The 26,851-nt window shown below is 72.7% G+C and carries 25 protein-coding genes and 2 pseudogenes; 14 read left to right on the top strand and 13 right to left on the bottom strand.

The window, feature by feature from the left end; genetic code table 11:
- Positions 1–14: 14 nt before the first annotated feature.
- The 5 genes from AC069K_RS01500 to AC069K_RS01480 all read left to right on the top strand — a co-directional run bounded on the left by AC069K_RS01500 (position 15) and on the right by AC069K_RS01480 (position 7,802).
- Entirely contained in the window at positions 15–1,505 is a 1,491-nt protein-coding gene (locus tag AC069K_RS01500) for a cellulose binding domain-containing protein (protein WP_478610930.1), read from the top strand.
- Between the two features lie 57 nt (positions 1,506–1,562).
- Positions 1,563–3,320, top strand: a complete 1,758-nt coding sequence (locus AC069K_RS01495) for a glycoside hydrolase family 6 protein (RefSeq protein ID WP_478610927.1) — start codon at positions 1,563–1,565, stop codon at positions 3,318–3,320.
- A gap of 342 nt (positions 3,321–3,662) precedes the next feature.
- On the top strand, positions 3,663–4,088 hold the full coding sequence (locus tag AC069K_RS01490; protein ID WP_478610924.1) for a nuclear transport factor 2 family protein: 426 nt from the start codon (positions 3,663–3,665) through the stop codon (positions 4,086–4,088).
- Between the two features lie 41 nt (positions 4,089–4,129).
- Positions 4,130–4,450, top strand: coding sequence for a nuclear transport factor 2 family protein (locus AC069K_RS01485; protein ID WP_365104595.1), 321 nt, complete (start codon positions 4,130–4,132; stop codon positions 4,448–4,450).
- Positions 4,451–4,604: 154 nt separating this feature from the next.
- Complete coding sequence (locus AC069K_RS01480) at positions 4,605–7,802, top strand: AfsR/SARP family transcriptional regulator (RefSeq protein WP_478610921.1); 3,198 nt, start codon at positions 4,605–4,607, stop codon at positions 7,800–7,802.
- Here AC069K_RS01480 and AC069K_RS01475 read toward each other — a convergent pair.
- The 7 genes from AC069K_RS01475 to AC069K_RS01445 form a co-directional block, all read right to left on the bottom strand.
- Entirely contained in the window at positions 7,795–8,112 is a 318-nt protein-coding gene (locus tag AC069K_RS01475; RefSeq protein ID WP_358837934.1) for an AzlD domain-containing protein, read from the bottom strand. The two genes, AC069K_RS01480 and AC069K_RS01475, sit on opposite strands and share 8 nt — an antisense overlap.
- The gene (locus AC069K_RS01470) at positions 8,109–8,837 is read right to left on the bottom strand and encodes an AzlC family ABC transporter permease (RefSeq protein WP_365104600.1); all 729 of its coding nucleotides are present in this window, start codon (positions 8,835–8,837) and stop codon (positions 8,109–8,111) included. The genes AC069K_RS01475 and AC069K_RS01470 overlap by 4 nt, the downstream gene beginning before the upstream one ends.
- The gene (locus AC069K_RS01465) at positions 8,834–9,814 is read right to left on the bottom strand and encodes a branched-chain amino acid transaminase (RefSeq protein WP_478610915.1); all 981 of its coding nucleotides are present in this window, start codon (positions 9,812–9,814) and stop codon (positions 8,834–8,836) included. The genes AC069K_RS01470 and AC069K_RS01465 overlap by 4 nt, the downstream gene beginning before the upstream one ends.
- Positions 9,811–10,281, bottom strand: coding sequence for a nuclear transport factor 2 family protein (locus AC069K_RS01460; protein WP_478610912.1), 471 nt, complete (start codon positions 10,279–10,281; stop codon positions 9,811–9,813). The genes AC069K_RS01465 and AC069K_RS01460 overlap by 4 nt, the downstream gene beginning before the upstream one ends.
- Positions 10,282–10,329: 48 nt before the next feature.
- The gene (locus tag AC069K_RS01455; RefSeq protein WP_478610910.1) at positions 10,330–11,598 is read right to left on the bottom strand and encodes a DUF6421 family protein; all 1,269 of its coding nucleotides are present in this window, start codon (positions 11,596–11,598) and stop codon (positions 10,330–10,332) included.
- Positions 11,595–12,176, bottom strand: coding sequence for a type 2 periplasmic-binding domain-containing protein (locus tag AC069K_RS01450; RefSeq protein WP_365104611.1), 582 nt, complete (start codon positions 12,174–12,176; stop codon positions 11,595–11,597). The genes AC069K_RS01455 and AC069K_RS01450 overlap by 4 nt, the downstream gene beginning before the upstream one ends.
- Positions 12,177–12,608: 432 nt before the next feature.
- Positions 12,609–13,103, bottom strand: coding sequence for an FBP domain-containing protein (locus tag AC069K_RS01445; protein ID WP_365104614.1), 495 nt, complete (start codon positions 13,101–13,103; stop codon positions 12,609–12,611).
- A gap of 81 nt (positions 13,104–13,184) precedes the next feature.
- On the opposite strand from AC069K_RS01445, the gene AC069K_RS01440 reads away from it, so the two are divergent.
- Entirely contained in the window at positions 13,185–13,754 is a 570-nt protein-coding gene (locus tag AC069K_RS01440; RefSeq protein WP_478610906.1) for a TetR/AcrR family transcriptional regulator, read from the top strand.
- Between the two features lie 154 nt (positions 13,755–13,908).
- Here AC069K_RS01440 and AC069K_RS01435 read toward each other — a convergent pair whose 3' ends face one another.
- A complete protein-coding gene (locus AC069K_RS01435; RefSeq protein WP_478610903.1) occupies positions 13,909–15,192 on the bottom strand; it encodes a serine hydrolase domain-containing protein in 1,284 nt (427 codons plus the stop codon).
- Between the two features lie 236 nt (positions 15,193–15,428).
- Here AC069K_RS01435 and AC069K_RS01430 point away from each other — a divergent pair, with 236 nt between their 5' ends.
- The 4 genes from AC069K_RS01430 to AC069K_RS01415 all read left to right on the top strand — a co-directional run bounded on the left by AC069K_RS01430 (position 15,429) and on the right by AC069K_RS01415 (position 19,826).
- On the top strand, positions 15,429–15,893 hold the full coding sequence (locus tag AC069K_RS01430; RefSeq protein WP_478610900.1) for a nuclear transport factor 2 family protein: 465 nt from the start codon (positions 15,429–15,431) through the stop codon (positions 15,891–15,893).
- 145 nt (positions 15,894–16,038) lie between these two features.
- On the top strand, positions 16,039–17,880 hold the full coding sequence (locus AC069K_RS01425; RefSeq protein ID WP_478610897.1) for a choice-of-anchor A family protein: 1,842 nt from the start codon (positions 16,039–16,041) through the stop codon (positions 17,878–17,880).
- Positions 17,881–18,057: 177 nt separating this feature from the next.
- On the top strand, positions 18,058–19,308 hold the full coding sequence (locus AC069K_RS01420; RefSeq protein ID WP_478610894.1) for a phage baseplate protein: 1,251 nt from the start codon (positions 18,058–18,060) through the stop codon (positions 19,306–19,308).
- Between the two features lie 53 nt (positions 19,309–19,361).
- Complete coding sequence (locus tag AC069K_RS01415; RefSeq protein WP_478610891.1) at positions 19,362–19,826, top strand: hypothetical protein; 465 nt, start codon at positions 19,362–19,364, stop codon at positions 19,824–19,826.
- 43 nt (positions 19,827–19,869) lie between these two features.
- Here AC069K_RS01415 and AC069K_RS01410 read toward each other — a convergent pair.
- Positions 19,870–20,028, bottom strand: a pseudogene (locus AC069K_RS01410) (MerR family transcriptional regulator); the annotation flags it as partial.
- An 8-nt stretch (positions 20,029–20,036) separates the two neighbouring features.
- Here AC069K_RS01410 and AC069K_RS01405 point away from each other — a divergent pair.
- Positions 20,037–20,219, top strand: a pseudogene (locus AC069K_RS01405) (monooxygenase family protein); the annotation flags it as partial.
- Positions 20,220–20,260: 41 nt separating this feature from the next.
- Here AC069K_RS01405 and AC069K_RS01400 read toward each other — a convergent pair.
- Positions 20,261–21,163 (bottom strand): aminoglycoside phosphotransferase family protein, encoded by a 903-nt coding sequence (locus tag AC069K_RS01400; protein WP_478610888.1) that lies wholly within the window; start codon positions 21,161–21,163, stop codon positions 20,261–20,263.
- 161 nt (positions 21,164–21,324) lie between these two features.
- Between AC069K_RS01400 and AC069K_RS01395 the strand changes: the two genes are divergently transcribed.
- Positions 21,325–22,311 carry a GDSL-type esterase/lipase family protein gene (locus AC069K_RS01395; RefSeq protein WP_478610885.1) on the top strand — a complete coding sequence of 329 codons (987 nt, stop codon included), beginning with the start codon at positions 21,325–21,327 and terminating at the stop codon, positions 22,309–22,311.
- 255 nt (positions 22,312–22,566) lie between these two features.
- Positions 22,567–23,421 carry an ATP nucleotide 3'-pyrophosphokinase gene (locus AC069K_RS01390; protein ID WP_478610882.1) on the top strand — a complete coding sequence of 285 codons (855 nt, stop codon included), beginning with the start codon at positions 22,567–22,569 and terminating at the stop codon, positions 23,419–23,421.
- A gap of 77 nt (positions 23,422–23,498) precedes the next feature.
- On the opposite strand, the gene AC069K_RS01385 is transcribed toward AC069K_RS01390, so the two are convergent.
- Genes AC069K_RS01385 through AC069K_RS01375 form a run of 3 tightly spaced genes read right to left on the bottom strand, consistent with a single transcriptional unit; the run spans position 23,499 to position 25,046 of the window.
- Complete coding sequence (locus AC069K_RS01385; protein ID WP_478610879.1) at positions 23,499–24,320, bottom strand: hypothetical protein; 822 nt, start codon at positions 24,318–24,320, stop codon at positions 23,499–23,501.
- Positions 24,304–24,894 carry a sigma-70 family RNA polymerase sigma factor gene (locus tag AC069K_RS01380; protein WP_365104643.1) on the bottom strand — a complete coding sequence of 197 codons (591 nt, stop codon included), beginning with the start codon at positions 24,892–24,894 and terminating at the stop codon, positions 24,304–24,306. The genes AC069K_RS01385 and AC069K_RS01380 overlap by 17 nt, the downstream gene beginning before the upstream one ends.
- The gene (locus AC069K_RS01375) at positions 24,891–25,046 is read right to left on the bottom strand and encodes a hypothetical protein (RefSeq protein ID WP_358837159.1); all 156 of its coding nucleotides are present in this window, start codon (positions 25,044–25,046) and stop codon (positions 24,891–24,893) included. Before AC069K_RS01375 ends, AC069K_RS01380 begins: the two co-directional genes overlap by 4 nt.
- A 452-nt stretch (positions 25,047–25,498) precedes the next feature.
- Between AC069K_RS01375 and AC069K_RS01370 the strand changes: the two genes are divergently transcribed.
- Complete coding sequence (locus tag AC069K_RS01370; protein WP_478610873.1) at positions 25,499–26,698, top strand: phospholipase D-like domain-containing protein; 1,200 nt, start codon at positions 25,499–25,501, stop codon at positions 26,696–26,698.
- Positions 26,699–26,851: the final 153 nt, after the last annotated feature.

Below are 26,851 nucleotides of genomic sequence, written 5' to 3'. Positions count from 1 at the left end.
CGAAGGATCCGCTCATGCGACACCCCCCGCACTTGGCCCTACCCTTGGCCGCCGCGGCGCTCGTGCTCGCGAGTGCCGTCGTCGTCCCGCACGTCACGGCATCCGGAGCGGAGCCGTCCTGCTCGGTGGCGTACACCGTCACCAACGAGTGGGGCGGTGGCTTCCAGGGTTCCGTCACGCTCACCAACAACGCCTCCGCGCTGTCGGGCTGGAACCTGGGCCTCGCGTTCACCGGCAACCAGAAGGTGACGCAGGGCTGGAACGCCAAGTGGTCCCAGTCCGGCGGCTCCGTCACCGCCGTCAACGAGAGCTGGAACGGTTCGCTCGCCCACGGCGCGAGCGTCACCCTCGGCTTCCTCGCCTCGCTGACCGGCGCCAACACACCGCCCCGCGCGTTCACCCTCAACGGCGAGCCGTGCGCCGCCACGGGCGCGGGCGACCCCACCCCGTCCCCGACCCCCACCTCCCCCTCACCCTCCCCGACCCCCGGCACCGGCGCGCCCGTGCTCCACGCCTCCGGGAACAAGCTGGTCGACGCGGGCGGCGCCACGCGCAGGCTCCTCGGCGTCAACCGCTCCGGCGGCGAGTTCATGTGCGTCCAGGGCCGCGGCATCTTCGACGGGCCGGTGGACGACGCCTCGGTGGCCGCCATCGCCGCCTGGCACGCCAACACCGTGCGCATTCCCCTCAACGAGGAGTGCTGGCTGGGACTCTCCAACGTCAAGCCGGAGTACGCGGGCGCCCGTTACATCGGCGCCGTCCAGGACCTCGTCCACCGCGTCGAGGCCCACGGCATGACCCCGATCGTCGAACTCCACTGGTCGTACGGGCAGTACACCGGCAACTCGGCCGGCTGCTCCGACGTCCACGCCAGTTGCCAGAAGCCGATGCCCGACGCCCAGTACGCGCCCGCGTTCTGGTCCTCGGTCGCCACCACCTTCAAGAGCGATCCGGCCGTCGTCTTCGACCTGTTCAACGAGCCGTACCCGGACCGCGCCACCTCCACCACCGACCAGGCGTGGAGCTGCTGGCGCGACGGCGGAAGCTGCCCCGGCATCGGCTACGAGGTCGCGGGGACGCAGGACCTGCTGGACGCGGTACGGGGCGCGGGCGCCCGCAACCTCGTCCTGGCCGGCGGCATCGCCTACGCCAACGACCTCACCCAGTGGCTCGCCCACGCCCCGGCCGACCCGGCGGGCAACCTCGCCGCCGCCTACCACGGCTACAACTTCAACAGCTGTGCGAACGAGGCGTGCTGGGAGGCGACGCTCGCACCCGTCGCCGCCAAGGTCCCGCTCGTCGCGGGCGAGCTGGGCGAGAACACCTGCGCGCACTCCTTCGTGGACCGCGCCATGAAGTGGTTCGACGACCGGGGGATCTCCTACCTCGGCTGGACCTGGAACACCTGGGACTGCTCCTCGGGACCCTCCCTGATCAGCAACTACGACGGCACCCCCACCGCGTACGGCAGCGGCCTGCGCGACCATCTGCGCGCCGTCGGCTGAAAGACGCGCCTCTCCGGCGTCCCCGCACGTCACCCACCGAAAGGACACCGCCCCACCATGAGCCGCATACCCACCCAGTCCCCCCGATCCACCCGCTCCTCCCGAAGGCGAACGGCCCTGCTCGGCGCCGGTGTGCTCGTCGCGGCCGCGACCGGCACCGCGGGTCTCGTCGGCGCCGCGGGCACCGCCTCGGCGGCGACCGGCTGCACCGTCGCCTACCAGATCCAGAACCAGTGGTCCACGGGCTTCACCGCGTCCGTCACGCTCACCAACAACGGCCCGGCCGTGAACAGTTGGAACGTGAAGTGGACCTACGCGGGGAACCAGCAGGTCACCCAGGGCTGGAACGCCAGGGTGACGCAGGCCGCCGCGACGGTCACCGCCGCCAACGAGAGCTACAACGGCTCGCTGGCCACCGGCGGCTCGACCTCCTTCGGCTTCAACGCCTCCTACAGCGGCACCAACGCCCTCCCCACCTCGTTCACCCTGAACGGCGTGGCCTGCAACGGCGGCGACACCCCCACCGACCCGCCGACCACCCCACCGACCACTCCCCCGGCCGGCAACCGCGTGGACAACCCGTACGCCGGTGCCAAGGTGTACGTGAACCCGGAGTGGTCCGCGAACGCCGCCGCCGAGCCGGGCGGCAGCCGGGTCGCCAAGCAGCCCACCGGCGTCTGGCTCGACCGCATCGCCGCCATCGCCGGGACGAACGGGACCATGGGGCTGCGCGCCCACCTGGACGAGGCCCTGAAGCAGAAGGGCAGCGGCGAGATGGTGGTCCAGCTGGTCGTCTACGACCTGCCGGGCCGCGACTGCTCCGCGCTCTCCTCCAACGGGGAACTCGGCGCCACCGAGATCGACAAGTACAAGACGCAGTTCATCGACCCGATCGCCGCGATCCTCGGGGACAGCAAGTACGCCGGGCTGCGGATCGTCACCGCGGTCGAGATCGACTCGCTGCCCAACCTCGTCACCAACACCGGCGGCCGCGCCACGGCGACCCCGCAGTGCGACACCATGCTGGCCAACGGCAACTACGTCAAGGGCGTCGGCTACGCGCTGCACAAGCTCGGTGCCGTGCCCAACGTGTACAACTACGTGGACGCCGGCCACCACGGCTGGCTGGGCTGGGACGACAACTTCGGCCCCTCGGCCGAAATGATCAAGAAGGCCGCGACGGCCGAGGGCGCCACGCCCGCCGACGTGCACGGCTTCATCACCAACACGGCCAACTACAGCGCCCTGAAGGAGAACAACTTCACCATCGACGACTCCGTCAACGGGGTCTCCGTGCGCCAGTCCAAGTGGGTGGACTGGAACCGGTACGTCGACGAGCTGTCCTTCGCCCAGGCGTTCCGCGCCAAGCTGGTCTCGGTCGGCTTCGACCCCGGGATCGGCATGCTGATCGACACCTCGCGCAACGGCTGGGGCGGCACCGCCCGGCCCGCCGGACCCGGCGCGAAGACCAGTGTCGACACCTATGTGGAGGGCGGTCGCTACGACCGGCGCATCCACGTCGGCAACTGGTGCAACCAGGCGGGCGCCGGTCTCGGCGAGCGTCCGCAGGCGGCCCCGGCCGCCGGGATCGACGCGTACGTGTGGATGAAGCCGCCGGGCGAGTCCGACGGCTCCAGCAGCGCGATCCCCAACGACGAGGGCAAGGGCTTCGACCGGATGTGCGACCCGACGTACACGGGTAACCCCCGCAACGGCAACAGCCTCTCGGGCGCGCTGCCCAACGCCCCGCTCTCCGGGCGCTGGTTCTCCGCCCAGTTCCAGGAGCTGATGAAGAACGCCTACCCGGCGCTGTAGTCCCGGCGGGAAGAGCGTGGGCGGCGAGGACGGGGTCCTCGCCGCCCACCACCGCGTCGGCTTCCGTACGGGCCGCGCCCGGCCGCCCCGCCGATCCGGCCACGCCCGCCCGCGCCGCCCCCTCGTCGGCGTCGCGCGCCCCGGGCCCGTGCCCGCCCGCCGGACCTGCCCGGCATCCGCTCCGGCCCCGCCGGGCGGCGGGGGGGGGCCGTGCCTCGGCTCGCGCGTGCGGAGCACGGCGGTACTTGGCCGGAAAGCGGCGAGCGACTTACGCTCGCCGCTTTCCGCGCACCACACTGGAGCCTCACGCCCAGGGAACAGTACGGACGAGGAGTTGGTGAGATGTCCACGCAGGCCGCCGAGGGCTCCGCGCAGGCCACCCGAGCCGCGATCGACGCCTATCTGGCCCGGCTCTCGGAACGGGATCTGGACGCCGCCGTGCAGGTCTTCGCCGAGTCGGTGGAATTCAACGCTCCGGGCTCACCGGCCGTGCCGTGGTCGGGGCCGCGCCCCGGGCGGGAGGGGGTCATGACGTTCTTCACCACCCTCCACGAGTACCTGAAGCCCGAGGAGTTCACGGTGACGCACATCGTGGTCGAGGGGGAACAGGGGGTGATCATCGGCCATCTCCGGGACACCGTCAAAGCCACCGGAAAGCCGCTCGTGACCCCCTTCGCCGCGCATGTCACGGTCGTGGACGGCAAGATCGCCCGCTATCACCTCTTCGAGGACACCCACGCCCTGCACCGGGCCGTGACCGAGGACTGACCGGCGCCGGACCGCCACCCACCGCTCCAGAGAGGCACGAGATGACTCCGCCCGGCATGCCCTCCCACCCGGTCGTCCGCGCGTTCGTCGACGCGGTCAACGCCCAGGACCCGCAGGCCCTGTGGGCCGTCCTGGCCAAGGACGCCACGGTGGTCGACGTCGGAACCGAACGCGATCCCCAGGCGTGGGTGGAACGGGAGCTGTTCTCCTCGCACGCCCGGATGGAGGTGGTACGGGAGTCGCCCGACGGTCTGTCAGTGACGGCGCGTTTCCACAACGACATCTGGGGGGACATCGACACCGCGTGGGAGTTCACCGTCTCCGGCCCCGTCATCCGGGGGTTCGTCACCGGCCCCGGCTGAGCATCCCCCGCCGGACGGAACCGCGCACACGCGGAAGAGGTACGCGGAACGGCAGCGGGAACAGGGAAGCAGAGGCAATGGTGTGAGCCGCACCTCGGGGCCCAGGGCTCAGCCGGCACCGAAGGAATCGGTCCGGATCCGCCTGCTGGGCCCGGTGAGTGTGGAGGTCCAGGGCCGGCACATCGGCCTCGGGCCGCAGCAGCGCGCGCTCCTCGCGGTCCTCGCCCTCGCGCGGGGCCGCCCGGTCAGCACGTCCCGGCTCTCCGAACTCCTGTGGGAGGGGGACGCGCCGGACGGCGCGGTCAGCGCCCTGCGCACCCACGTCATGCATCTGCGGCGCATCCTGGAGCCGGGCCGGCGCGCCACCTCCGGCTTCGAGCTCCTGCTCAGCGCGGGCGCCCGCAGCAACACCAGCTACACCCTCCAGGTCGCCGACGAGCAGGTCGACGCCCTGCACTTCGTGCACCTGACCGACCAGGCCCGCAAGGCGGCGGCCGACGACGACGCCGAGGCCGCCGTCGCCCTGCTCGACGAGGCGCTCGCCCTGTGGACCGGGCCCGCGCTCGAAGGCGTCAGCGACCGCAGCTTCGCGCTGGCCGAGGCGGACCGTCTGGAGGAGCTGCGCCTGGTCGCCCGCGAGGACCGGCTGGACGCGCTCGTCGAGCTGGGCCGCTACGAGGAGTCGGTGCCGGAACTGAGCACGCTGGTGGCGCAGTTCCCGCTCCGCGAGCGGCTGCGCTGCCAGTTGATGCTGGCGCTGTACCGCTCGGGCCGCCAGGCCGACGCGCTCGCCTCGTACCGCGACTACTACCAGCTCCTCGACGACGAGCTGGGCATCGAGCCGGGCCGCCCGCTCAAGGAGCTCCACCAGCGCGTCCTGGTGGGCGACCCCGGGCTCGCCGCCCAGCCCGCGCCCCCGGCCGCGCCCCCGCCCGCGGCGCTCCCCGTCCCGCGCCAGCTCCCGCCGGACGTCGGCAGCTTCACCGGCCGCGCCGGGTATCTGCGCGAGCTGGACGCCCTGCTCTCGCAGTACGCCACCGGCCCCGGACAGACCCTGGTGATCTCCTCGCTGTCCGGGATGGCGGGGGTGGGCAAGACCGCGCTCGCCGTGCACTGGATGCACCGGGCCGCCGACCGCTTCCCCGACGGACAGCTGTACGCGAACCTGCGCGGCCACGCCGACGAGCCCCCGGCCACGGCCGACGACGCGCTGGGCCAACTGCTGCGGGCCCTGGGGGTCGGCGCCGGGCACCTGCCGGAGAACACCGACGAGAAGGCCGCCCTGTACCGCTCGCTCCTCGCGGGCAAGCGGATGCTGATCCTCCTCGACGACGCGGCCGGGCTCGAACAGGTGCGCCCGCTGCTGCCCGGCTCGCCGAGCTGCTTCGTCGTCGTCACCAGCCGCAACGACCTGCGGGGCCTCACCGCGTTCCACGACGCCCACCGGGTGAACGTGGCCGCCTTCAACGACGAGGAGGCTCTCGCGCTGCTCGCCCGCGTCATCGGCGCGGACCGGGTACGCGGCGAACCCGAGGCCGCCGCCGAGGCCGTCCGGCTCTGCGGCGGCCTGCCGCTCGCCGTCCGGATCGTCGCCGCGCACCTCATCGGCGACCAACATTTGCCGCTCGCGGAGGTGGTCCGCGCCCTGCGCGGCGAGGACCGGCTGGACGACCTGGCCCTCGACCAGGAGCAGCACACCGGCGTCCGCAGCGCCCTCGCCCTGTCCTACCGCTCGCTGCCCGCGCCCGAGCGGCAGCTCCTGCGGCTGCTCTCCCTCACCCCCGGCGCGGAGGTCTCGGCCCCGGCCGTCGCCGCGCTGGCCGGGGCGCCGCAGGCCGCGACGGCCCGGCTCCTTGACCAGCTGGTCTCCCGCAGCCTGCTCCAGACGCACCGGCCCGGCCGCTTCCATCTGCACGCCCTGGTCCGCCTGTTCGCCCGTGAGCGGGCCCGTGCCGAGGACCCCGCCGAGGTACGGGAGGAGGCCGTCGACCGGCTGCTCACCTGGTACCTGGCGACCGCCGAGCAGGCCGGGCACCTGCTCTACGGCACCTTCTACTCCTGGTACGCCGCGCCGCCCCCCGAACCGGACGGCTCCCCCACCGCGCCGCTGACCTTCAGCGGCCCGCCCGCCGCGCTGTCCTGGCTGGAGGACGAGCGAGCCGCCCTGCTGGCCTGCGCCCAGTACGCCCTGGGGCACGGTCCGCGCGCCTTCGCCTGGAAGTCGGCCCTGGCCACGCACGGCCACCTCATGGAGCACGGCCAGCGCACCGCCTGGCTGCGCGCCGCGGAGACGGGACTGCGCGCCGCCGACGCCGAGCACGACGACCACGCGCGCGCGGTGATGCACTGGAGCCTGTGCTACGTGCTGTGGGAGCTGGCCCGCCACGACGAGGCGCTGCGGCACAGCGCCCGCGCCGACGCCCTGTTCGCGCGGGCCGGACTGCCCGTGGAGCGGGCCGGCGCCGTCCTGGGGCTCGCCGCCTCCCACCGCGAACTGGGCAACCTCGACCAGGCCCAGCGCCACGCCGAGCACACCCTGGCCCTCTACCGCGACGGCGGAGAACCGGCCGGGGAGGCGTGGGCCCTGTTCCTGCTCGGCTCCGTCCGCCTGGACCGCGGCCAACTGGGGGCCGCTCAGCCGTACTTCACCGAGGCCCTGGAGCGTGCCGAGGCGTCGGGGGACGAGCACACGGTGATGCTGTCCCTGTGGGGGCTGGGCGCCCTCCATCACGCGCGGGGCGACCTGGAGGAGGCCCAGCGCCTGCTCAGCCGGGCGCTCGCCGCGCACGGCAGACTGCTTTCGACGTACGCGGCGGAGGGCGCGCTCACCACGCTGGCGGCGGTGTGCCGCGACAACGGCGATCCGCGGCTCGCCCTCAAGTACGCGATGGACGCGCTCAGCGTCACCCACCGCACCCACCGCCGGCTGGTCGAGCCGGACGCACTCAACACCATCGGTACGGTCCTGCTGCACCTGGACGACGCGCCCGGCGCCCTGGACCACCACCGCCGCGCGCTGGACGCGGCCCGGGCGACGGGGTGCCTGCGGGCGGACGCGGCGGCCTGTGTCGGGCTGGCGGCGGCCCACCGGCACCTGGGCGAGAACCGCGAGGCGCTCGCGTACACCCGGCGGGCCCTGAGCACCGCCGCGCAGGCCGGGCTCAGACTGGTCGAGGGCGAGGCGCGCACCGAACTCGCCCGGGTGCACCTGGCGCTCGGCCACCGCACCAAGGCCGCGCAGGCGGTCGAGCGGGCCGTGCGGATGCACCGGGCCGCCGGACACGGGCCCGGCCTCGCCCGCGCCCTGGAGGCCGCCGCCGCCGTGCGGGGCACCGGCGGCGACCTCAGCTGACGGCACGTACCAGCGCGGTGACGACGGCGGCCACCAGCACGACGAGCGGCACGGGCGCCTTGAGCCGCCAGGCCACCAGGGCGCCGGCGAACCCGGCGAGCCGGGCGTCGAAGGTCATGCCGTGCGCGCCCGCCGATCCCACCAGCTGGGTGACGACGAGCACGGCGAGCAGCGCGGGCGTCAGGTACTCCACGAACCGGGGGAACCACGCGGGCAGTTCGCGGTCGCCCATCACCAGCGAACCGGCGCCCTTGATGAGGAACGTGGTCACCACCAGGGCACCGACGACGATCCACGGGTCGTTGCTCACCGGGCCCCCTTCTCCGGGCGGGTCGTCGGCATCGCCGTCCACACCACCGCGATCGCACAGGCCACGGCGATGGCCGCGTCCGGGAACCCGGCCGCGGTGAGGGCCGCCGCGCACACGGCCGCGGTGGCGGCGGCCGTCCGTTTGCGGGCGGTGCCCAGGTGCGGCGCGAGCAGCAGGAAGAACAGGACGGGCGAGACGGCGTCCAGGCCGTAGGTGAGGATGTCCACGGCCTCGAACGGGCCGATCGCCCCCAGCAGCGTGCCCAGGACCCACCCGAGCCAGAGCACCACGCCCGAGGAGAGCAGCCGGGTCCGGTCGAAGCGGCCGTCCGCGTCGCTGGCGATGGCCCAGGACTCCTCGATGACGAGCTGGGACTCGACCGCCCGGCGGGCCCGGCCGCCGCGCAGCGCGGGCAGGATGGCGAAGCCCATCACGAGGTAGCGCAGGTTCAGCAGGGTGCCCGCCACGGCCGCGGCCGCCCAGCCGCCCCCGTTGGCGATCACCGAGACCGCGGCGAACTGCGAGGAGCCGACGAAGACGAGCCCGGACATGGAGGTCGCGCCGAGCGCGCCGAAGCCCGCGCCCTTGGCGAGGACGCCGAAGGAGATCCCGAACGCGAAGATCGCCACGGTGAACGGCACGGCGGCCCTGGCGCCCGCCGCCCAGGCCCGGCGGCGTCCGGCGGGCGGCGCCGGGCGGGCGGGTTCGGATTCGGTGCCGGTCATCCGCTCCCGCCCGCCGCCACCGGGGCGGCCCCGCCCACCGGGGCCGGGCCCGTGCCCTCCCGTACGGCCCGCGCGTACGCCCGCACCAGCGCGGTCGTGACGGCGCCGACCGGGTACTCCAGCGCGTCGACGGCGGTGACCGGCTGGACCTCGTACGCCGTGCCGGTCAGGAACACCTCCTGGGCGCGGGCGAGTTCGGCCGGTTCCATATGCCGCTCCACGGTCTCCAGGCCGAGTCCGCGGGCGAGCGCGAGGACGGTGCGCCGGGTGATGCCGTCCAGGACGCACTCGGGCGGCGGGGTGTGCAGGGCGCCGTCGATCACCAGGAACAGATTGGCGCCGGTGGCCTCGGCCAGCCGGCCCCGGTGGTCCAGGAGCAGCGCGTCGTCGCGGCCCGCCGCCTCCGCCTCCTGTCCCGCGAGGGAGCCGAGGGCGTACAGGGCGGCCGTCTTGGCGCGGACCGGGGCCGTGTCGGGCGCGGGGCGGCGCCAGCGTGAGGTGGCCAGCCGGATTCCGCCCGGCCCGGCGGTGAAGACCCGCGGCCAGGGCCAGGCCGCGATCGCCACATGGACCGCGGTGCCCGGGGCGACCAGGCGCAGGGTCTCGCTGCCGCGCCAGGCGACCGGGCGGACATAGCCCTCGGTCAGGCCCGCGTGGGCCACCACCTGCCGGGTGGCCGCGTCCAGTTCGTCGGCGTCCCAGGGCAGCGCGAAGCCCATCTCGCGGGCCGAGGCGACGAGACGGAGGCTGTGCTCGTGGAGCTTGAACGCCTGGCCCGCGTAGACGCGTTCGCCCTCGAAGACGCTGCCGCCGTAGTGCAGGCCGTGGCTGAGGACGTGCAGCCGGGCCTCGCGCCAGGGCACGAGCCGGCCGTCGAGCCAGATGACGCCGTCCCGGTCGTCGAGCGGCGGCGCGGTGGGCGGCCGGGCGCCGCTCGCCCCGCTCGCGTCACTCGTCCCGCTCAGGTGGCCGCTCATGTGGCGAACCCCCGGTCCGCGTACGGGTAGCCCTCCAGTTCGTTGACGGGGACGGTCTCGTCCCGCCGGGACGCGTAGTAGATGCGGACCTCGTCGATCAGGCCCGCGTCGTCGAAGCGGTAGATCTCCGCTCCGCGCAGCACCTTGCCCAGGCGCGGTTTGAAGGCGGTCCACTCGCAGGTCGCGGTGCGGCTCTGCGGATCGGCGTAGACGGCGTCCACCGCCCAGTGGGAGTCGTTGGCGCGTACGTCGGCGCCCCAGCGCTCCACGACCGGGTCGATGCCCTCGATGGGGCCGGCCATCCCGACGGCCAGGTAGTGCACGACGTTCTCGGCGAGGCACCGCGCGAACAGGTCGCGGTCGACCTTGTTGCAGGCCTCGAAGTACAGCCGTACCGCGGCCTCCATGGCGGAGCGGTCCAGCGCCCGTCCGGCCGCGCGGCCCTCACCCGTGGCGTCGCTGTCCATGTCGCTCGTCTCCTCGGTTGTCGTTCCGGCTCGCTCGCACGGCCTTGTTCACAGCTCCGCCGGGGCGAAGCGCAGGGGCGGCAGGGAGGCCAGGCGGCCCTGGGCGCGCACCAGCCGCGACTGGTCGGCCGTGAAGGCGTACCGGTCGCCCTCGGCGCCCTCGCGCAGGTGCGTGCGCACCAGCTCCCTCGCCGCCGCACGGTACGCCTCGGGCGTGGTGACCGCGGCTTCCATGGCCTCTATCGTCTCGACCAGTTCGCGCAGTCCGTCGATCACGCCGTCGTACGAGAGCGACAGGCGGCTGCCGTGGTCGGCGAGGGCCCGGCGTTCGCGCAGCCACGAGTAGAGGAAGACGCCGGTGCCCGCGTCGAAGTTGCGGACCGCGCGGGCGTCGAGCGGGTAGCGGAACATCCGCTCCAGCAGGATCATGGCGATCTGTTCATGGGCGTACGGGACGGTCTCGTCGTGGCAGGCGAGCACGGTCCTGGCGTCGACCTTCAGCTCTTCCAGCACCCCGATGAACCAGTTCATCTTGAGCTTGATGTGCTGGTCCAGCGGCCATCGCCCCTGGTGGTGGAAGTAGTCGTGAAGATATCCCCACAGGGAGCGGGCCTGGTAACACGCCTCGGGGTGCATGCCGATCGAGGCGCGGGGCACGGATTCCGGGGTGAGGACGGCCCGCGCGGACGGCACCGCGTAGGTTTCGTGGATCCTGCGGAACTTACTGAAGAAGAAGATCGCGTAGGCCTGTTCGGCCACCTTGTCGTGGGCGGCGACGTTCTCCGGGAAGAAGACGATGCAGTTGCCCCGGGTCAGCCCTTCACTGCCGGCGAGGAGCACGGTGGCCTGGCAGTTGTTCTTGGGGTGCGGATAGCGCACGGCCAGTTCGGGCAGCGCGTCGGGCTCCTTGCGGCGGACGAGGAAGAACTCCAGCCGCCTGCCGACGGGCGGAACGCTGTTGGTGGTCTGGACGGGGGCGAGGAAGGCCGCCCAGTCGCCGTCGGCCGGGGCGGTCAGGGCGTCGCGGGAGCGGGCGAAGTGCGGCGGGGTGTCGAGCCCGGCGGCCAGCCAGCCGTCGACGTCGGCGGCCAGGGCGTCCGCCTGGCCGGTCCTGCCGTGCCCGGTGAACCAGCGCACGGCCTCGTCCCTGATGGCCCGAAGGCTCGCACGATCCTCCTCGCCCGGCTCCGCTATCGTGCCGTCGTCGCGCTGGCGGGTGCGGAAGGCGTCGACGCGCGGCAGGAGCCCCTGGGCGAGCCGTTCCGCCTCGCCCAGCAGTTCGTCCTGGAGGCGGTGGGTGCCGAGGGTTCCGGTCACGAAGCGGCCTCCCGCAGGTGGTGCACGGTGTAGACCATCGGCACCTCGCCGAAGCTCCGCAGCACGCGCAGGCCGTGGGCCCGCGCGGCCACGACGGTGGTGACGCAGCCCTCGGTCTTGCCGTCGGCGCAGTCGATGGCCGCCTGCGCGTTGCTGGTCACCAACTGCCGCCTGCTCGCGGGCGAGATGAGGCCCGCCGGGGCCGGGTGGGTGGCCACGGTGCGCGGCTCGGCGTGTGCGCCGGGGGCGACGGCGAGCACCATCTCGTGGGTGGGCCACACGAAGGAGTCCACCATGCGGCAAACCTGGAGGTTGCCGAAGACGAGGGTGTGCAGCTCGGGGTAGACGGCGCAGGCGACGAGGGCGTGCTCGCCGTCTCTGGGCACGGTCTCCATCGCGTATTCGAGGGTCGCGTGGAGGGTCACCCGCCCCGGGCCCTCACGTCCTTGGCGCCGGAACCACTCGTGCGCCGCGGCTTCCAGATTGGTGCCGGTCGGGCCCAGGGTGTGCAGATGCCGAATCTCGCCGATGGGCGAAGGCGATAAAGAACCGGCGCCCACGCGTTCCCGCGTCACCATGTCCACTCCCCCACGTCTTCCCCCGCGGTTCCTCTGTCGCCCTCGGGCGACACGCGGGCTGTGCGTCGGTGCACGGCCGCGTCGGTGATCCTAAGCGGGGCCGCCCCGCAGCGGCCACCGCGCCCGGAGCGCACCGACTGATTTCCCACACTGTGGCCACTTCCGCCCGTTCAACGTTCCGGAAATCCGGCGACAAATGCCGTCGGGGCGGGTGCCGTTCACGCCCTTTTCCTCCACCGAACCGGTCGGGCGGCGTACGCATCGCGTCACTCCGGGGGGCGCCCGGGGGCCCACACCGGCGCAACACGCGCGCCCCGGCCACCTTCAGCCCCTCCCGGGGCGGCCGGAAGCCGACGGAGCCGCTCCGCTTCGTCCTCGCCGTTTCCGCGCACTCGCGGAGACGGCCCGAAGGAGGAAGGACCCGGCCGGCCGTCAGGCCTCCGTCACCTTGGCGAGGAAGGCGGCGAGGTTCACCGCGACCCGCTGGATCCTCTCCTCCAACGGAATGGTCTCGTGGAGCCGCGCTCCGAAGCCCGCGTCCTTCCTGCCCCGTACGTACAGCGAGCAGGCGAGGTCGTCGCAGAGGTAGACCCCCACCGAGTTGCCCTCCTGTCCGGCCCTGCCCGCCTTCGGGGCGACCATCAGGGAGACGTTGCCGTCGTGGACGGTCAGGCATATCGAGCACATGCTGTGCCGCCCCTGCCCGGAGGTGTGGCCGGGGCGGCGCAGGACCAGCGCTCTGGCTGCGCCCTCCAGCTCGGTGACGAGGTAGGCGCGGCCGGGGGCCTGGGGATCTCGCCAGCCGAGGTAGTCCAGGTCGTCCCAGGGGTGGTCGCCGAGGTCACGGGGCACGGACAGGCGCTTGGCCTCGCCCTTGGTGCAGTTCACGAAGGCGGCACGGATCTCTTGTTCGGTCAGCTGCTTCATAAAGGTGAGGCTAGTTTGCCTAAAGGTGTTAGGCAAACGCATAATCGGTTCAGCCGGGGATCGGCCGACGAGAGGAAGAGCATGGGGCGTGTGGGGCTCAGTACGGAACGTCTGACCCGGGCCGGGGCGGAGCTGGCCGACGAGGTCGGCTTCGACCAGGTGACCGTCTCGGCGCTGGCCCGGCAGTTCGACGTCAAGGTCGCGAGCCTGTACTCGCACGTCAGGAACTCCCAGGACCTCAGGACCCGGATCGCGCTGCTGGCCTTGGAGGAGCTCGCCGACCGGGGCGCCGCCGCGCTGGCCGGGCGGGCGGGCAAGGACGCGCTGTCCGCGCTGGCGAACGTCTACCGGGACTACGCGCGCGAGCACCCCGGCCGCTACGCCGCGGCCCAGCTCCGGCTCACCCCCGAGGCGGCGGCCGCCAGCGCCGGCGGCCGGCACGCGCAGATGACCCGGGCCGTCCTGCGCGGCTACGACCTGAGCGAACCGGACCAGACACACGCGGTCCGGCTGCTCGGCAGCGTCTTCCACGGCTACATCACCCTGGAGCTCGGCGGCGGCTTCAGCCACAGCGCCCCCGACACCCAGGAGACCTGGACGCGGGTCCTGGACGCGCTGGACGCGCTGCTGCGGAACTGGCCCGCGGGCTGACGCCGCCGGACACCCGGGACGCGGGCCCCGTCCGGGCGGACGCGCGAGCGCCCGCCACCGTCAGCGGTGGCGGGCGCCTCGTGCGGGTCACCTCGCATGCGGGTCACCTCGCATGCGGTCTTTTCACCTACGGTCACCTCAGCTACGAGTCACCTCAGATGCGGGTGTCCTCCACAGTCGGGATCCAGCGGTCCGCGCCCCGGTCCGCGTTGCCGTTGCCGGTGAGGGAGCTGCGCGGCGCGGGGGTGACCTTGGCCGGGGTCTTGGCCGGGGCCTTGCCGCAGAACGCGGGCTCCAGCGTGTTCGTCAGCCCGCTGGTGACCGTGCCGTTGTTGGAGGCGTTGGCGAAGAGCACGACCGTGCGCTTGCCGTCCCCGGTGGAGAACGTCTGCGTCTGGTAGCCCTGGACGATTCCGCCGTGGCCGAGCACCTTGCCGCAGGAGAGCGCGATCTCCCGGATCCCCAGGCCGTAGCTGATCTTCGCGGTGGGGGTGGGGAGCACGCTCGTCATCTGCCGCAGCGACTCGTCGGAGACCAGCCCGCCGGAGTCCCCGGCCAGCAGCGCGGTCATGAAGCGGTCCATGTCACGGGCGGAGGAGACCACACCTCCCGCGCTCCAGACCCAGGAAGCGGTCTGCTCGGTGGAGTCCAGCAGCGGCTTGGTGCGGTCGTCGTTGGTCAGGTAGCCGGTGACGTGCGGGCCCGCGATGGTCTTCTGCGGGACGCTGAACGTCGTCTGACGCAGCTTCAGCGGCTCGAAGATCTGCTCGCGCAGCAGCTCGGCGTAGGGCCGCCCGGTGAGGTGCTCGGCGGCAAGACCCATCAGCACGAAGTCGGTGTTCGAGTACGAGTACGCCGTCCCCGGGGTGTACTGGAGACCGTGCTTCACCGACATCGCCACGAGGTCCCTGGGCTCGTAGACGTTGTTGCGGATGCGCTTCTCGAAGGCAGCCGTGGTCTCCTCCCCGCTCTGTTCGAGGAGGTCGTTGGTGTGGTCGTACACCCCGGCGCGGTGCTCCATGACCTGACGGCCGGTGATGGACCAGCTCTCGGGGAGCGTCCCGGCGGGCAGGTACTCGCGCAGCGGCTTGTCGAGGTCGATGCGGCCCTGCTCGGCGAGGCGCATCACCAGGACCGAGGTGAACATCTTGGAGTTGCTGCCCACCCGGAAGCGCCAGCCCGCGTTCATGGCCGTGCCGTCGAGGTTCGCCTTGCCCAGCGTCACCGTCCTGCTGCGCTCGGGCCCGCCGTGGTCGCGGATCACCGCGAACGCGCCCGGCGCCCCCGCGTCCACCACGCGCTGGAGCGCGGCGCGCACCGCCGCCACGTCCGGATCGGCCGGGCCCTGCGCGGCGGAGGCGCCCACCGCGCTGCCGGCCAAGAGCGCGACGGACGCCGCGAGCGTGGTCACCGAGCGCCTGATCGTGATTCCAGCCATATGAGAAGTACCCCTGTTCCCCGGTGACTTGGTCAGTGCCCCGGCCTTCGCAATACTCGTACGCCCAAGATCGTATATGTCGGGTGGGCATCCGGTTGACGCTTGGACGAATTCGCCGCGGCCGGTGGGCGAACGCCGGCCCCTCCCCCGCGCCCCTTGCCCGCCCACCGGCGGTCGGCGACGATCGGGAACCGGCCACCCGCCGCCTGTGGAAGGAACCCGTGGAAGGAACAGCCGTGCCCGAGTCCGAGTCCGAGTCCGAGTCCGTGCCCGTCTCCATGCGCGTGTCCGTGCCCGCGTCCGATGTCAAAGCCGAGCTCGACCAGTTGATGCGCACCTTCCTCGGGGCGTTCACCAACACCGGCGGTACCCGGCCGGGCGTCGAGGTGCTCCGTGAGGTGTTCATCCCGCAGGCGATGATCATCAGCAACGTCGGGGGCAGGCTCGTGGTCTACGACCTCGACACGTTCATCGAGCCGCGCGAGAAGATCCTCACGGACGGGACGCTGACGGAGTTCTCCGAAGGGGAGGTGGCCGAGCGGACCGAGGTCTTCGGTTCGATCGCGCACCGTTTCAGCGAGTACCGCAAGTCCGGCTTCCTCGACGGCGCGTGGTTCGAGGGCTCCGGCCGCAAGACCACGCAGTTCGTCCGCACACCCGAGGGGTGGCGGATGAGCTCGATGGCCTGGGACGACGAGTAGGACCCGGGCGGTAGCCGGGGGTGGCGATGGTCCTTTGCGGTGGTCTTGCTCCGCGACACCCACCGGATCGCGCGCACCGCGACGGGGGTGTGTGAGCCTGGCCGCCGAGGGGGGCCGTCCCACTTCCGAGGAGCTGGTTGTTCCGGTGTTCCGTCTCCCACTGGCCCGTCCCGGCGCGAGATCCCTCTGGCCCCTGCTGACCGCCGCGGCGCTCTGCGTCGGCGCCCTGCCCGTGACGGCCGCGGCGCTGCCCGGCGGGCATACCGTCCCCGATTCCGCCCTGGCCGACCGGCCGCTGCCCGGCGGGCTCGGCCCGTGTGTGCCGGGCCTGTGCCCGCCGGACGGTTACCCGCCCGTCCACAACGGCCCCGTCCGGTGGCGCGACAACGGCGTCAACGTCTACGTCGGAGGCGACTTCCACGTACGGGAGAAGGCCGCCGAGGCCGAGGGCCGCGTCGTGGTGCTCGGCTCCTTCGACCAGCACAAGGCCGCGGGCGTCAGCGGTGTGTACAACGTGGGCGAGGCCGGGGTCGGCTCACGGGTCGCCCCGCCGGTCGGCGCGGACTGGCTGACCACGGGCAAGGACGTCACCGTCGCGGCCGGGCAGCGGCTGCTCGCCGAACAGGGTGTCGTACGGCACGCGGGCGCCCTCTCCGGGACCGTCCTGGCCCGGCGCACCGTCCACGACACGGACGCGGCCCGGCCGTACACCGCGCTGCGCGGTCAGCTCACCGACGCCAGCCAGTGCTACGCCCGCCCCGGCGGAGCTACCCGTACGCCCACGGGGACGGCCGTCCACGCGGGCGGGGAGACCCTGTTCACCGGTGACGGCACCTCCATGCTCCAGGTGTTCACCGTCGACTTCGACATGCAGAGCGCGAGCGGCGGCCAGGAGGGCATCCGCTTCGCCCGTATCCCGGCCGGGGCGACCGTCCTGGCCAACGTGGTGGGGACCCACCGGACCATCAACACCTACAGCGGCACCATCGACGACTCCAGCCCGTTCAACCATCTGCGCACCCGGCTGCTGTGGAACGTCCCCGACGCGACCTCCGTCGTCTTCAAGGGCACCGGCCAGTTCCAGGGCAGTGTGCTCATCGGCAACCAGGCGTCGCTGGCGACGGTGAGTCTGCCCGGCGTCAACGGGCGTTTCTTCACGACCGGTTCCCTCACCCACACCAGCCCGCCCTCGGGCGGCGGCGGCCAGGAGTTCCACAACTACCCCTTCGACGGGAACCTGCCCGACTGCGGCACCGCGCCCGTCGAGGGCGAGGTGCGGATCCACAAGACGGACCACGCCACGGGCCGGCCGCTGGCCGGGGCGGTGTTCGAGCTGTGGGAGGAGACCAACGGCACCACCGGGCTCCAGACGTCGGGCACCCGCCCCGACACCCGCCGGGGCGACGCGTGCACGACCGGTGGCTCCGGGTCGTGCGAGCGCAGGGTGTCCCCGGGCACGTACTACTGGCTGGAGACCAGGGCTCCGCAGGGCTACGACCTGCCCTCCCCCGCCCACTTCGGGCCCCTGGTGCTCACCGGTGAGAACGCCTCGCGGGGTGTGTCGGTGACCGCCGCCAACCATCGGCACGTCGAGCCGAAGGGGTCCCTCACCGTGGAGAAGAGCGACGCCGAGACCGGCCGGCCGCTGGCGGGGGCGGTGTTCCGGCTGTGGCACGAGACCAACGGGGTCACCGGGCTCCAGACGTCGGGCGCGCACCCCGACACCCCGGTCGGCCCCGGCTGCGCGACCCCGGGTTCGGGCCGGTGCCGCTTCACGGATCTGGCCCTCGGCATCTACTACGTCCAGGAGACGGCCGTGCCCGAAGGGTATGTGCTGCCCCGGAACCCGGTCAGCGGCCCCCACCAGGTGACCGCGGCCAACGCCCCCCAGGGTGTCACCGTCAGGCTCACCAACCAGCGCGGGGAGCCCGACAAGGGAGGAAAGGGCGGCAAGGGAGGCAAGGGAGGCAAAGGCGGACGCCACTGACGCCTTCGCCCCGATGAGGGCGTGACCTGCCGGAACGGTCCGGCTCCCGCGGAGCGGCCGCGCCACCGTGTGACCCACGGCAGCGCGGCCGCTCCGGTGTGTTTGCGGGTGTGGCACGTGCGTACGATCTCGGTCGGTGGGGCGGGATCGCGCTCCACAGAAGGGGAATCCATGGCCATGACCGACAGCAACGGCGTCAATCTGTCCGGAGTGACGGGCAAGCTCATCCAGACCGTCGCCCTGACGAAGAATCCCGCTCCGCAGGCGATCGCCACCGACGCCGCCAACGGACACGTCTTCGTGCTCCAGATGGAGAGCGCCGCCAAGACGCCGCTCGGGAACATGTACCTCAACCGCATCGACCGGACCACGGGCCGGCTGACGGGCAGCATGTACCTCACGGGCTTCGGGCACGGGATCTCCATGGGGGCCGAGCCGGTCGGGACGGACACCTATCTGTGGACCGAGGTCGGTCCGGTCTCCCCCAACGACGGCGTCAGCAACGCCTTCGGCCAGGCCGTCACCCGGTTCCGCTTCGTCGACGGGGCCACCCTCGACCAGGCCGCCGTGCCCGCCGCGCAGAAGTTCTGCCCGCCGGGCGGACGCAACACCGGTCCTTCGGTGGACCTGGCCAACAACATCCTGACCATCGTCTACTTCAAGGGCAGCGTGCGCTGCTTCACCCGCTACGACCTGGCGAAGGCGGCGCAGGGCCAGTGGGTGGAGGTGGGCAGCACCTTCGAGCTGCCCGCGGGCGCGGAGACGGGCCTCACCTTCCAGGGGTACACCACCCTGGGGAGCGTCCTGTACGTGTACCAGTGGAAGAAGGACCCGGTCACGACCTACCCGGGAACCGCGTACATCACCTCGTACTCCCTGGACACCCGGACGAGGATCGACTCGCAGGTGGTCACCGGGGCCGACGGTCTGGAGCGGCGCGAGCCGGAGGGACTGGCCGTCGAGGTGGATCCCGCGACCGGTGAGACGCGGCTGCTGTTCGGCTTCAGCGACACCGTCCCCGGGACCACCGGGCGGCGCAACGTCACCATCGGCTGGTACCCGACGCGGCCGGCGGTCGACGGGGTGAAGGTGCTGACCGACTGGGAGAACCTCACCCTCGCCGCGGGGGTCAAGGCGGGCGCGGAGGCACCGCGCGGCCGGCTGGTCGCCCTCGCCGACACCACCTACCTCCAGCTGCGCGGCACGCTCTCGGGCAGCTTCACCGCCGACACCCTGGTCGCGACGCTGCCGCAGCGGCTCTTCCCCACGCGGCCCGTACGGCAGAACACTCCGCGCAACATGTACTACGGGGTGGGTGTGTGCCGGGTCGAGGCGAACAAGCTCGGTGAGCTGTGGGCCTTCGGCGCCACCGCCGACAACGCGATCTCCTGGATCGACCTCGACTGCTTCTCGGCCGCCTGGCGATGACCGCGCCGGACCGCTCCCGCCCCGACCCGCTTCCGCGATCCGGAGGATCGACCATGCCCTCGCGCACCACCAGCCGCCGCTCCCTGCTCGCCACGGCCCTCGCGGTCCCGACCGCGGCCGCCGGTGTGCCGCTGCTCACCGCCTCGCCCGCCGCCGCCGCGGCCACCGGCGTGGCGACCATCGTGGACTGGACGGACATCGCGCTCGCCGCGGGCGTCTCCGCGAGCGCGGGCACGCCCGCGCAGGCCCGGGTGGTGAGCATCGCGGGCACCGAGTTCCTCCAGCTGCGCGGCCTAGTCACCTGCGCCTTCTCCGGTGACGCGCAGCTCGGCACCCTCCCGGCGACCATCCGTCCGCCGAAGACGACCCGCGGTGTCTGCCCGCGCAACAACCACCTCGGCGTCAACGCCACCCGCGTCGAGGCCGACACGGCGGGCCGCGTCATGGTCTACGGCCCGCAGACCTCGGACCCGGTCACCTGGATCCAGCTCGACAGCTTCTCCTCGGTGCAGCGCTGATGTACGGGTGGGGCGGCGCCGGCCGCCCCACCCCACGGGGGCCCTACAGCCCGTACCGCCGAGCCGATTCCTCCTCCTGCGCGAGGCGCTGGAGCGCCCGCAGCACCGGTTCGAAGAGGATCGTGGCGGCCACCGCGGTCTCGGCCCGCTCCGCGTCGGAGGGCTGGGCCTCCACGAAGTCCAGGTCGCGGACGGCCACTTGGTACAGCCGTGGGGCTGTGGCACGAGGCGTACATCGTGGCCGAGGGGTCGTACGAGTCGATCTACGCGGACATGCCGCCGTTCGGTCTGGCCGCGGCGACCGGGGTACTGCCGCTGGAGAGCCGGGGCCGCCGTGCGGCCGACCGGCTGGCCCACCAGAGCGGGGCGAACGCCAACACCCCCTCGGCGTAGGCGGGTTGGCGTCACGGGGAGCACCGGCGGGGGGGGTGCTCTCAGCCCTCGTCCAGCACCGCCCGGATGACGTGCCGGGCGTTGGCCGCCATCGCCGGGTTGGCCGTGCGGTGGTAGGGCAGCGCGATCAGCGCCTGGGACAGGGTGCGCCCCCGGCCGCGCCTCCAGGTCGCGTCGTCCACCCCGAGCGCGTCGCGGAAGACCTCCCGGGCGTCGGCGGGCAGCAGGTTCCAGGCGGGGAAGAGGTCGCAGGCCGGATCGCCCACGCCCAGGCATCCGAAGTCGATCACCGCGGTGAGCCGGCCGTCCTGCACGAGCAGATTGCCGGGCATCAGGTCGGCGTGGAGCCACACCGGCGGACCGTCCCAGCCGGGCGCCCGCAGGGCGTCCTCCCACACGGCGAGCACGGCGTCGCAGTCGACACCCTCCTCCGGGATACGGCGCAGCTCCTCGATCGCCGCCCGGGTCGGCCTGTCGAGCGAGGCTACGGGCCCGCCGCGGTACGCCGCCGGCGCGCCCGGCAGGGTGACGCTCCACATCGCCTCCACGAACCCGGCCAAGTCCCCGGCCAGCGCGACGGGTTCCTTCAGCGCGCCCGCCTCGGGGTGCTCCCCCTCCAGCCACCGGTACACCGACCACTCCCGGGCGAACTCCTCGCTCGGCTCCCCCGCCCCGAGCACCTCGGGAACGGCCGTGGGCAGCAGCGGCGCGAGCCGGGGCAACCACGTCCGCTCCCTCACCACGTCCTCGGCCCCGCCCTGCTCCAGCGGCAGCCGTACGACCATGTCCTCACCCAGCCGGTACACGGCATTGACCGTCCCACCGGAGGCGAACCGCACCACCGGAAGCCGCGCCCACCGCGGGAACCGCCCGGCGACCAACCGCCGCACGAGCGCCTCGTCGTCGCCGGGGTGCGGGTGGGGGTGCGTCTGCGCTGAACTCATGGTCCACCATCCGACCGCCGCGCGGAGTGCGGCGTCAACCAGTTTTCCCGACCGCGGCACGTCGACAGGACTGTCACCAGTCCCGCGCCTCACCGTCAACGATGCCCGCGCGATCGCCCGTATCGAGGCTCATCTCGCGGTCCCGGAGAACCATTAGGGTGATGTTGATCAACCCGTCAAGAAAGGCCCCGCACCTCACCGTGACCGCCTCACGCCCCCACGCCCTCTTCTCCTTCGGCACGCTGAGGGACGAGCGGGTGCAGACCGCTCTCTTCGGCCGGCCCGTTCCCACCTCCGCCGCGTCGCTCCGCGGCTACACCACCCGGCCGCTGCCGATCACCGACCCGTCCGTGATCGCCACCAGCGGCCTGGACGTGCATCTCACCCTGGAGCGTGCGTACGGCGCCGTGGTCGAGGGGGCCGTCCTGCGCCTCACCGATCAGGACCTGGCCGCCGCCGACGCCTACGAGGTCGACGATTACACCCGCCGCCGCGTCCTCCTCTCCTCCGGGGAGAGCGCCTGGGCCTACCTGGACGCGAAGCCGCTGCGCCCGGCGGCGCGCATCGTGATCGTGGGCGACAGCATCGCGTACGGGCGCTGCGATCCGCGGGGCGGGTGGGCGGCGCGGCTGGCCGCGAGCCACATCGCCGCCAACGAGGCCGACCACCGGGTCTTCAACCTGGCCATCCCGGGCAGCACCCTGGCGGAGGTCGGTGAGCAGACACCGGCGCTGCTGGGGCCCCGGCTGCCGGACACCCTGCTGGTGGCCGCCGGTGTCAACGACTCGGCCGTGCCCCTCTCTCCGGCACAGTCCGCCCGGCCCGCGCACGACGGCCTGGCGCGCGTCGCCGACAGCCTCGACTCCCTGGCCGCCACCGCCCTCGCGCACAACGCCCGGCTCGTCGTCATGGGGCCGGTGTGGCTCGACGAGGAGCGCACCGGCGACTACGCGGGCCTGCGCTTCACCGAGGCCCGGGCGTTGGAGCTGCGCGAGTCGGTACGGACGTGGTGCCTGCGGAACCACGTCGACTACGTCGACATGTGGGAGCCGCTGCACGGGAAGAGCGATCTGCTCGTGGACGGCCTGCACCCGGCGGGCGAGGGGCACGAGGCGCTCTACCAGCACCTCAGCGCTGTCTGCCGCTGAACCCTCGCTCCCTGACCGTCCCGCCGCGCCGTCCGCCGCCGACGCGGACCGCCCCGGACCGGACCGTGCCCGCTCGCCAGATCGCGATCAGGCCGTCCCGCGGTGTGATCAGGACAGCATTCGCCCAGCCGGGGCCCAAGCGACAACTCGCCGCGCCCTCCTCCTGTTGGGCCTCTCGTCAGAGGCCGTCCGCCGCCCGGGGATCTCCCCCCGGGCGGCGGACGGCCGCAGTCGAGAGAGGAACACCAGCTACCGATGAACATCAGTCGTACCGTTTCCCGGGCCACGACCGCCGCCGCACTGGCCGCGGCGCTGGGCATGGGCGCGGTCCAGGGCGCGGCCGCAGCTTCCCCGGCCAAGCGCGCGGCGACGGGCCACACGGTCCACGCCCCCCTGCCTCCTGCCTCCGCCGCATCTCCCGCGCTCCCCGCCTACAAGGAGGACGGTGGCTGGACGGGTGACGGGCTCGCGCTCAACGCGGCCGACAACGCCCGGGTCGACGCCTTCATCGAGCGGGCCAGGAACGCCGAGCGTTCCATCAGCCCGCAAGTGAGGACGGCCGCGCTGCTCAGCGGCGCCGAGCTGATCGGGTTCGACCACCGCCTCAAGTCCCCCGACTCCCTCAAGCGCAAGGTCGCCACCTCGCTCCTCGATCACCCGGGGCAGCCGGTGAACGACGCGCTGGCCGGGATCAGCGACTCGGTCCGCTACACCTTGCAGTGGCCCGACAGCCGCTACACGGAGGGTGTCGCGCGCGCCGCCTCGGTGCTGTCCGCGTGGGGCAACGATCCCACCAAATGGTCCAACACCTGGGCCCGCGCCCAGGGCTACAAGGCCATCAACTCCGGATGGCGCGCTCCTCGTTCGGAGCACCTCTTCGAGGTGCAGTTCCACACCCCGGCGAGCAAGCACGCCCAGGAGGTCACCCACACGCTGTACGAGGAGCAGCGCCTTCCCACGACGAGCACCGAGCGGGCCAGGGAACTCCAGGCCCGGCAGGACGCGATCTTCGCGGCGGTTCCCGTCCCGCCGGGCGCCGACTCCCTGACCGCTCCGGCGCGGTCCGGGGCGCCCCGCCCTTCCCTGCGTCCTCAGCCCGTGGCCCCGTGACGGCAGGCTGACGGGCGGCGCGTACGCGCAGGACCCGGCGCGCGCTCGCCTTCCTCGCGCGTCCGTAGGCGGCACGGTCACGGCTCGCCCCCGATGCGCCGCCCCGTCGTGAAGGACGTCGGGCGCGCCCGTAGGGGGCGTTCCGGCAGGGGTGCCGGCCGGCGGCGGAGTGAGGTGCGGGGGGAGCGGGCGGTGGCCGCGTGCGTGGTCAGGGCGGTGATGTGGTCGGCGAAGTCGGGGTCGGGCAGGGGGAGGTCAAGGTCGTCGTCGACGTAGCTGAGGGCCGCGGGTATGTAGTCGAGGACGGCGTGGACCGGGTCGGGCACCGGCAGGGGGCCGGTGCGCAGGGCGCGCAGGATGCGCAGGGTGGTGGTGAGGTCGACGTCCCCGGCGCTCGCGCGGTGGGCGCTGAGGGTGTCGGTCTGGATGTGCCACCAGTCGGCCTCGGGGTGTTCGCCCAGGGCACGATGGTGCAGCCCCAGGCAGAACGTGGCGGCCGCGTCCCCCGCGCCGGCGGCGTACTGCCACCAGAACCGGGCGGACTCGGGGCGGCCGGCCAGATGGAGCATGCAGCCCAGGACGCGGGCACCGGCCGGTTCGGGCAGGGCGCGGGCGAAGAAGAGCTTGAGGTCGTCGAGCGCGTCGGGGTGGAGGACGAACGTCTCGCAGACGACGGTGAGGTCCTGGGCCGCGCTCACCTCGTCCAGCGGCGGCCCCGGCTCGGACAGCAGCGCCCGCCAGGTGGCCGGCAGGGGGTGCCCCGGCCGGGAGGCGAGAGCGGGCTGCGGGGCAGCGACGCGGGCGGCGAGGCGCTGCTCGGCGGCCTCGACGTCGGCCCGGGTGCAGGGCCGGTGGGACAGGCGGGCACGGGCGAGCACCTGGTCAATGGGCGATGTCATCAGCGTGTCCCTCCTCGGTGGAGCGGTCCGCGAGGCCGAGGGTGTGGCGCAGGCGGCGTTTGGCGTGGCGGGCGGTGGAGCGTACGGCGGCGGCGGTGATGCCGAGGTGGTCGCCGACCTGGGCGGGGCTCAGACCGTGCAGATGGAGCAGGAGCATGACGTCCATCTGGCGCGGCGGGAGCTGGCGTACGGCGTGGAAGAGGGCGAGGCTCTCCTCCAGCTGGCCGATCGGGTCGGCGGCGCGGGCCAGGGCCACCGTCTCGAAGGCGGCCTCCTCCAGCAGCGCGGGACGCCGGCTGCGGGCGCGGGCCAGGTCGAGGGTGCGGCTGCGCAGCACACTCCAGGCGTACGCGGCGGGGTTCTCCTTGGACAGGACGACCGTCCAGATCATCAGGAGCTGTTCGAAGGCGGCGTCGACGGCTTCCTCGGCGTCGGCGCGGTGGTTGAGGACGGTCTGCGCCCAGCGCAGGTAGACGGGACGGTGCATATGGTGGAAGGCGCTGAAGTCCACCGGCAGGTGCTGGTTCGTCATCGCGGGTCTGCCCGGCGCGCGGTGCGGGAGGTCCTGGCTCACCGGTCTCCCTCTCCGTCCGCGCGCAGCAACTCGCTCACGCCGGTGCGGACGCCGGCGGCGGCCGCTCGCCGCAGTAACAGGGCCGCGTCGCGGCCGAACACCCGCATCGCGAGAACTGCCAGGACCACATCGCCTACCCGATCGATCGTCACGAGACCTTCGGCTCCTTCCTGGTGCGTGACGGGGCCCGTCCGTCCCGCCCCCCGACGGCCCCGGAAGGCACCGGTGCGGGCCTTCGAACAGATGACGCCCGGCGGCGCCCGAATGTGCAACCGCGGATCCCGGAAAGGTCGCCGGGCACTTGCGTTCCCGGGGCGAACATGCGTTTGCAGTGCCGTGCTTCCGCTCCAACTCCCCTGATGAAGCCGGTTCGTTACCCTCGGTAGCCGTGGCCTGACCTGCCGTTGGATCGATCGGCACCGGGGAGCGGCGCGAAGTTGCGCAAAGTGACAGCAACGCAACGGACGGGGCTCGTGTGACGCAAGACACACGTCATGCGAGGCAACCGATTCCCCCGGGTGCCGTCGGGGCGCGAGGGCCGGCGGGCTATCGTGCACCTGCTCACAGCAGGAACGATCTCTACCGAAGTCCTTTTCGTCGAGGAGTGAGAGACATCAGACGCATATGTTCCGCCGCGTTGCTCGCGGGGTCCCTCCTGGCCGCCCTGCTCGTCCCGGCCCCGGCCGCCGTGGCGGACCCGGCGCCGATGCCCACCACCGGCGCGGTCTTCAACAACCCGCAGGGCACCGCGGCCGAGCAGAACGCGATCAAGGACCACATCATCGGGGCGATCGACAACACCCAGAGCGGCCGCACGCTGCGCGCCGCCCTGTACGCCCTGACCGACACCGGCTACAGCGACGCGCTCCAGCGCGCCCACGACCGGGGCGTCCAGGTCCGGGTCGTCCTGGACTACTCGTACTCCACCTCCACCGCTGCCACCCAGCTGGCCGCCGCCCTCGGCAAGGACATGACCCAGCCGTCCTGGCTGCATGTGTGCCCCAAGGACCGCGCGTGCATCGCGGACACGACGCTCGACCCGAGCAAGAACCACATCAACCACAACAAGTTCTTCCTCTTCTCCCGGGTGGGGGACGCGGGCGTCGCCGAGGACGTGGTGATCCAGACGTCCGCCAACCAGACCGCGGCGAACACCTCCCGCTTCTGGAACAACGCCTACACCTCGGTGGGCAACACCGACCTCTACACCGCGTACACGGCGTACTTCAACGACCTCGCCGCGGAGAAGCGCACCACCGACTACTACCGGCAGGGCACCACGTCCGGGGGCGAGAAGTACTACTTCTTCCCGCAGGCGACCGGTGACCTCATGGTCGACGTACTGGACAACGTCTCCTGCACCGGCAACACCACGGTCGGCTCCGCCTCCCACAAGACGGTCGTGCGCGTCGCCGCCTACGCCTTCACCCGCGCCGCGGTGGCGAGCAAGCTGAGGCAGCTCGCCGACCAGGACTGCTGGATCGAGGTCGTCTACAACGACACCAGCCAGCTCGCGACCCTCGGCAACCACGCGCGGATCAAGCCGTACCGGCTCCACCTCGACAACGGCACCGCCGACACCGAGGCGGACGACCTGTTCGTCCACTCGAAGTACCTGCTGGTCGAGGGGAACTACGCCGGGCACCCGGACACCAAGTGGACATTCACGGGCTCCCACAACCTCGACCTCTCCTCGCTCAGGGAGAACGACGAGGCGCTGCTGCGCGTCGAGGGCGCCACCACCCACGACGCCTACCGGAGCAACTTCCTCGCGATGCGCTCCCAGGCCACGCTGACCGGCTGACCCCGGCCCGCCCGGCGGTGGTGTTTCCGGACATGTCGGGCTTGCTGGTGCGGGGGTGGCGGGCCAGGGGGGGGGAAGGGGGCACACAGAGCCACCCAAAGAAAAAACCCACTCAACCGAAAACGCCTCCCTCGCCCCAAAACCCAAATAGGA

Source organism: Streptomyces sp. NPDC043908 (genome assembly GCF_056435525.1).
Note: the sequence above shows the minus strand (reverse complement) of the source record. Positions and strands in the feature narration are given on the sequence as shown.

Excerpts from the sequence above, each read along its gene's own strand:
- AC069K_RS01450 (WP_365104611.1), bottom strand. The coding sequence starts at position 12,176 with ATGGTGACGCGGGAACGCGTGGGCGCCGGTTCTTTATCGCCTTCGCCC.
- AC069K_RS01440 (WP_478610906.1), top strand. The coding sequence starts at position 13,185 with ATGGGGCGTGTGGGGCTCAGTACGGAACGTCTGACCCGGGCCGGGGCG.
- AC069K_RS01485 (WP_365104595.1), top strand. The coding sequence starts at position 4,130 with ATGACTCCGCCCGGCATGCCCTCCCACCCGGTCGTCCGCGCGTTCGTC.
- AC069K_RS01465 (WP_478610915.1), bottom strand. The coding sequence starts at position 9,814 with ATGAGCGGCCACCTGAGCGGGACGAGTGACGCGAGCGGGGCGAGCGGC.
- AC069K_RS01490 (WP_478610924.1), top strand. The coding sequence starts at position 3,663 with ATGTCCACGCAGGCCGCCGAGGGCTCCGCGCAGGCCACCCGAGCCGCG.
- AC069K_RS01435 (WP_478610903.1), bottom strand. The coding sequence starts at position 15,192 with ATGGCTGGAATCACGATCAGGCGCTCGGTGACCACGCTCGCGGCGTCC.
- AC069K_RS01500 (WP_478610930.1), top strand. The coding sequence starts at position 15 with ATGCGACACCCCCCGCACTTGGCCCTACCCTTGGCCGCCGCGGCGCTC.
- AC069K_RS01390 (WP_478610882.1), top strand. The coding sequence starts at position 22,567 with ATGAACATCAGTCGTACCGTTTCCCGGGCCACGACCGCCGCCGCACTG.
- AC069K_RS01400 (WP_478610888.1), bottom strand. The coding sequence starts at position 21,163 with ATGAGTTCAGCGCAGACGCACCCCCACCCGCACCCCGGCGACGACGAG.
- AC069K_RS01495 (WP_478610927.1), top strand. The coding sequence starts at position 1,563 with ATGAGCCGCATACCCACCCAGTCCCCCCGATCCACCCGCTCCTCCCGA.
- AC069K_RS01415 (WP_478610891.1), top strand. The coding sequence starts at position 19,362 with ATGCCCTCGCGCACCACCAGCCGCCGCTCCCTGCTCGCCACGGCCCTC.
- AC069K_RS01420 (WP_478610894.1), top strand. The coding sequence starts at position 18,058 with ATGACCGACAGCAACGGCGTCAATCTGTCCGGAGTGACGGGCAAGCTC.
- AC069K_RS01460 (WP_478610912.1), bottom strand. The coding sequence starts at position 10,281 with ATGGACAGCGACGCCACGGGTGAGGGCCGCGCGGCCGGACGGGCGCTG.
- AC069K_RS01385 (WP_478610879.1), bottom strand. The coding sequence starts at position 24,320 with ATGACATCGCCCATTGACCAGGTGCTCGCCCGTGCCCGCCTGTCCCAC.
- AC069K_RS01445 (WP_365104614.1), bottom strand. The coding sequence starts at position 13,103 with ATGAAGCAGCTGACCGAACAAGAGATCCGTGCCGCCTTCGTGAACTGC.
- AC069K_RS01395 (WP_478610885.1), top strand. The coding sequence starts at position 21,325 with ATGTTGATCAACCCGTCAAGAAAGGCCCCGCACCTCACCGTGACCGCC.
- AC069K_RS01470 (WP_365104600.1), bottom strand. The coding sequence starts at position 8,837 with ATGACCGGCACCGAATCCGAACCCGCCCGCCCGGCGCCGCCCGCCGGA.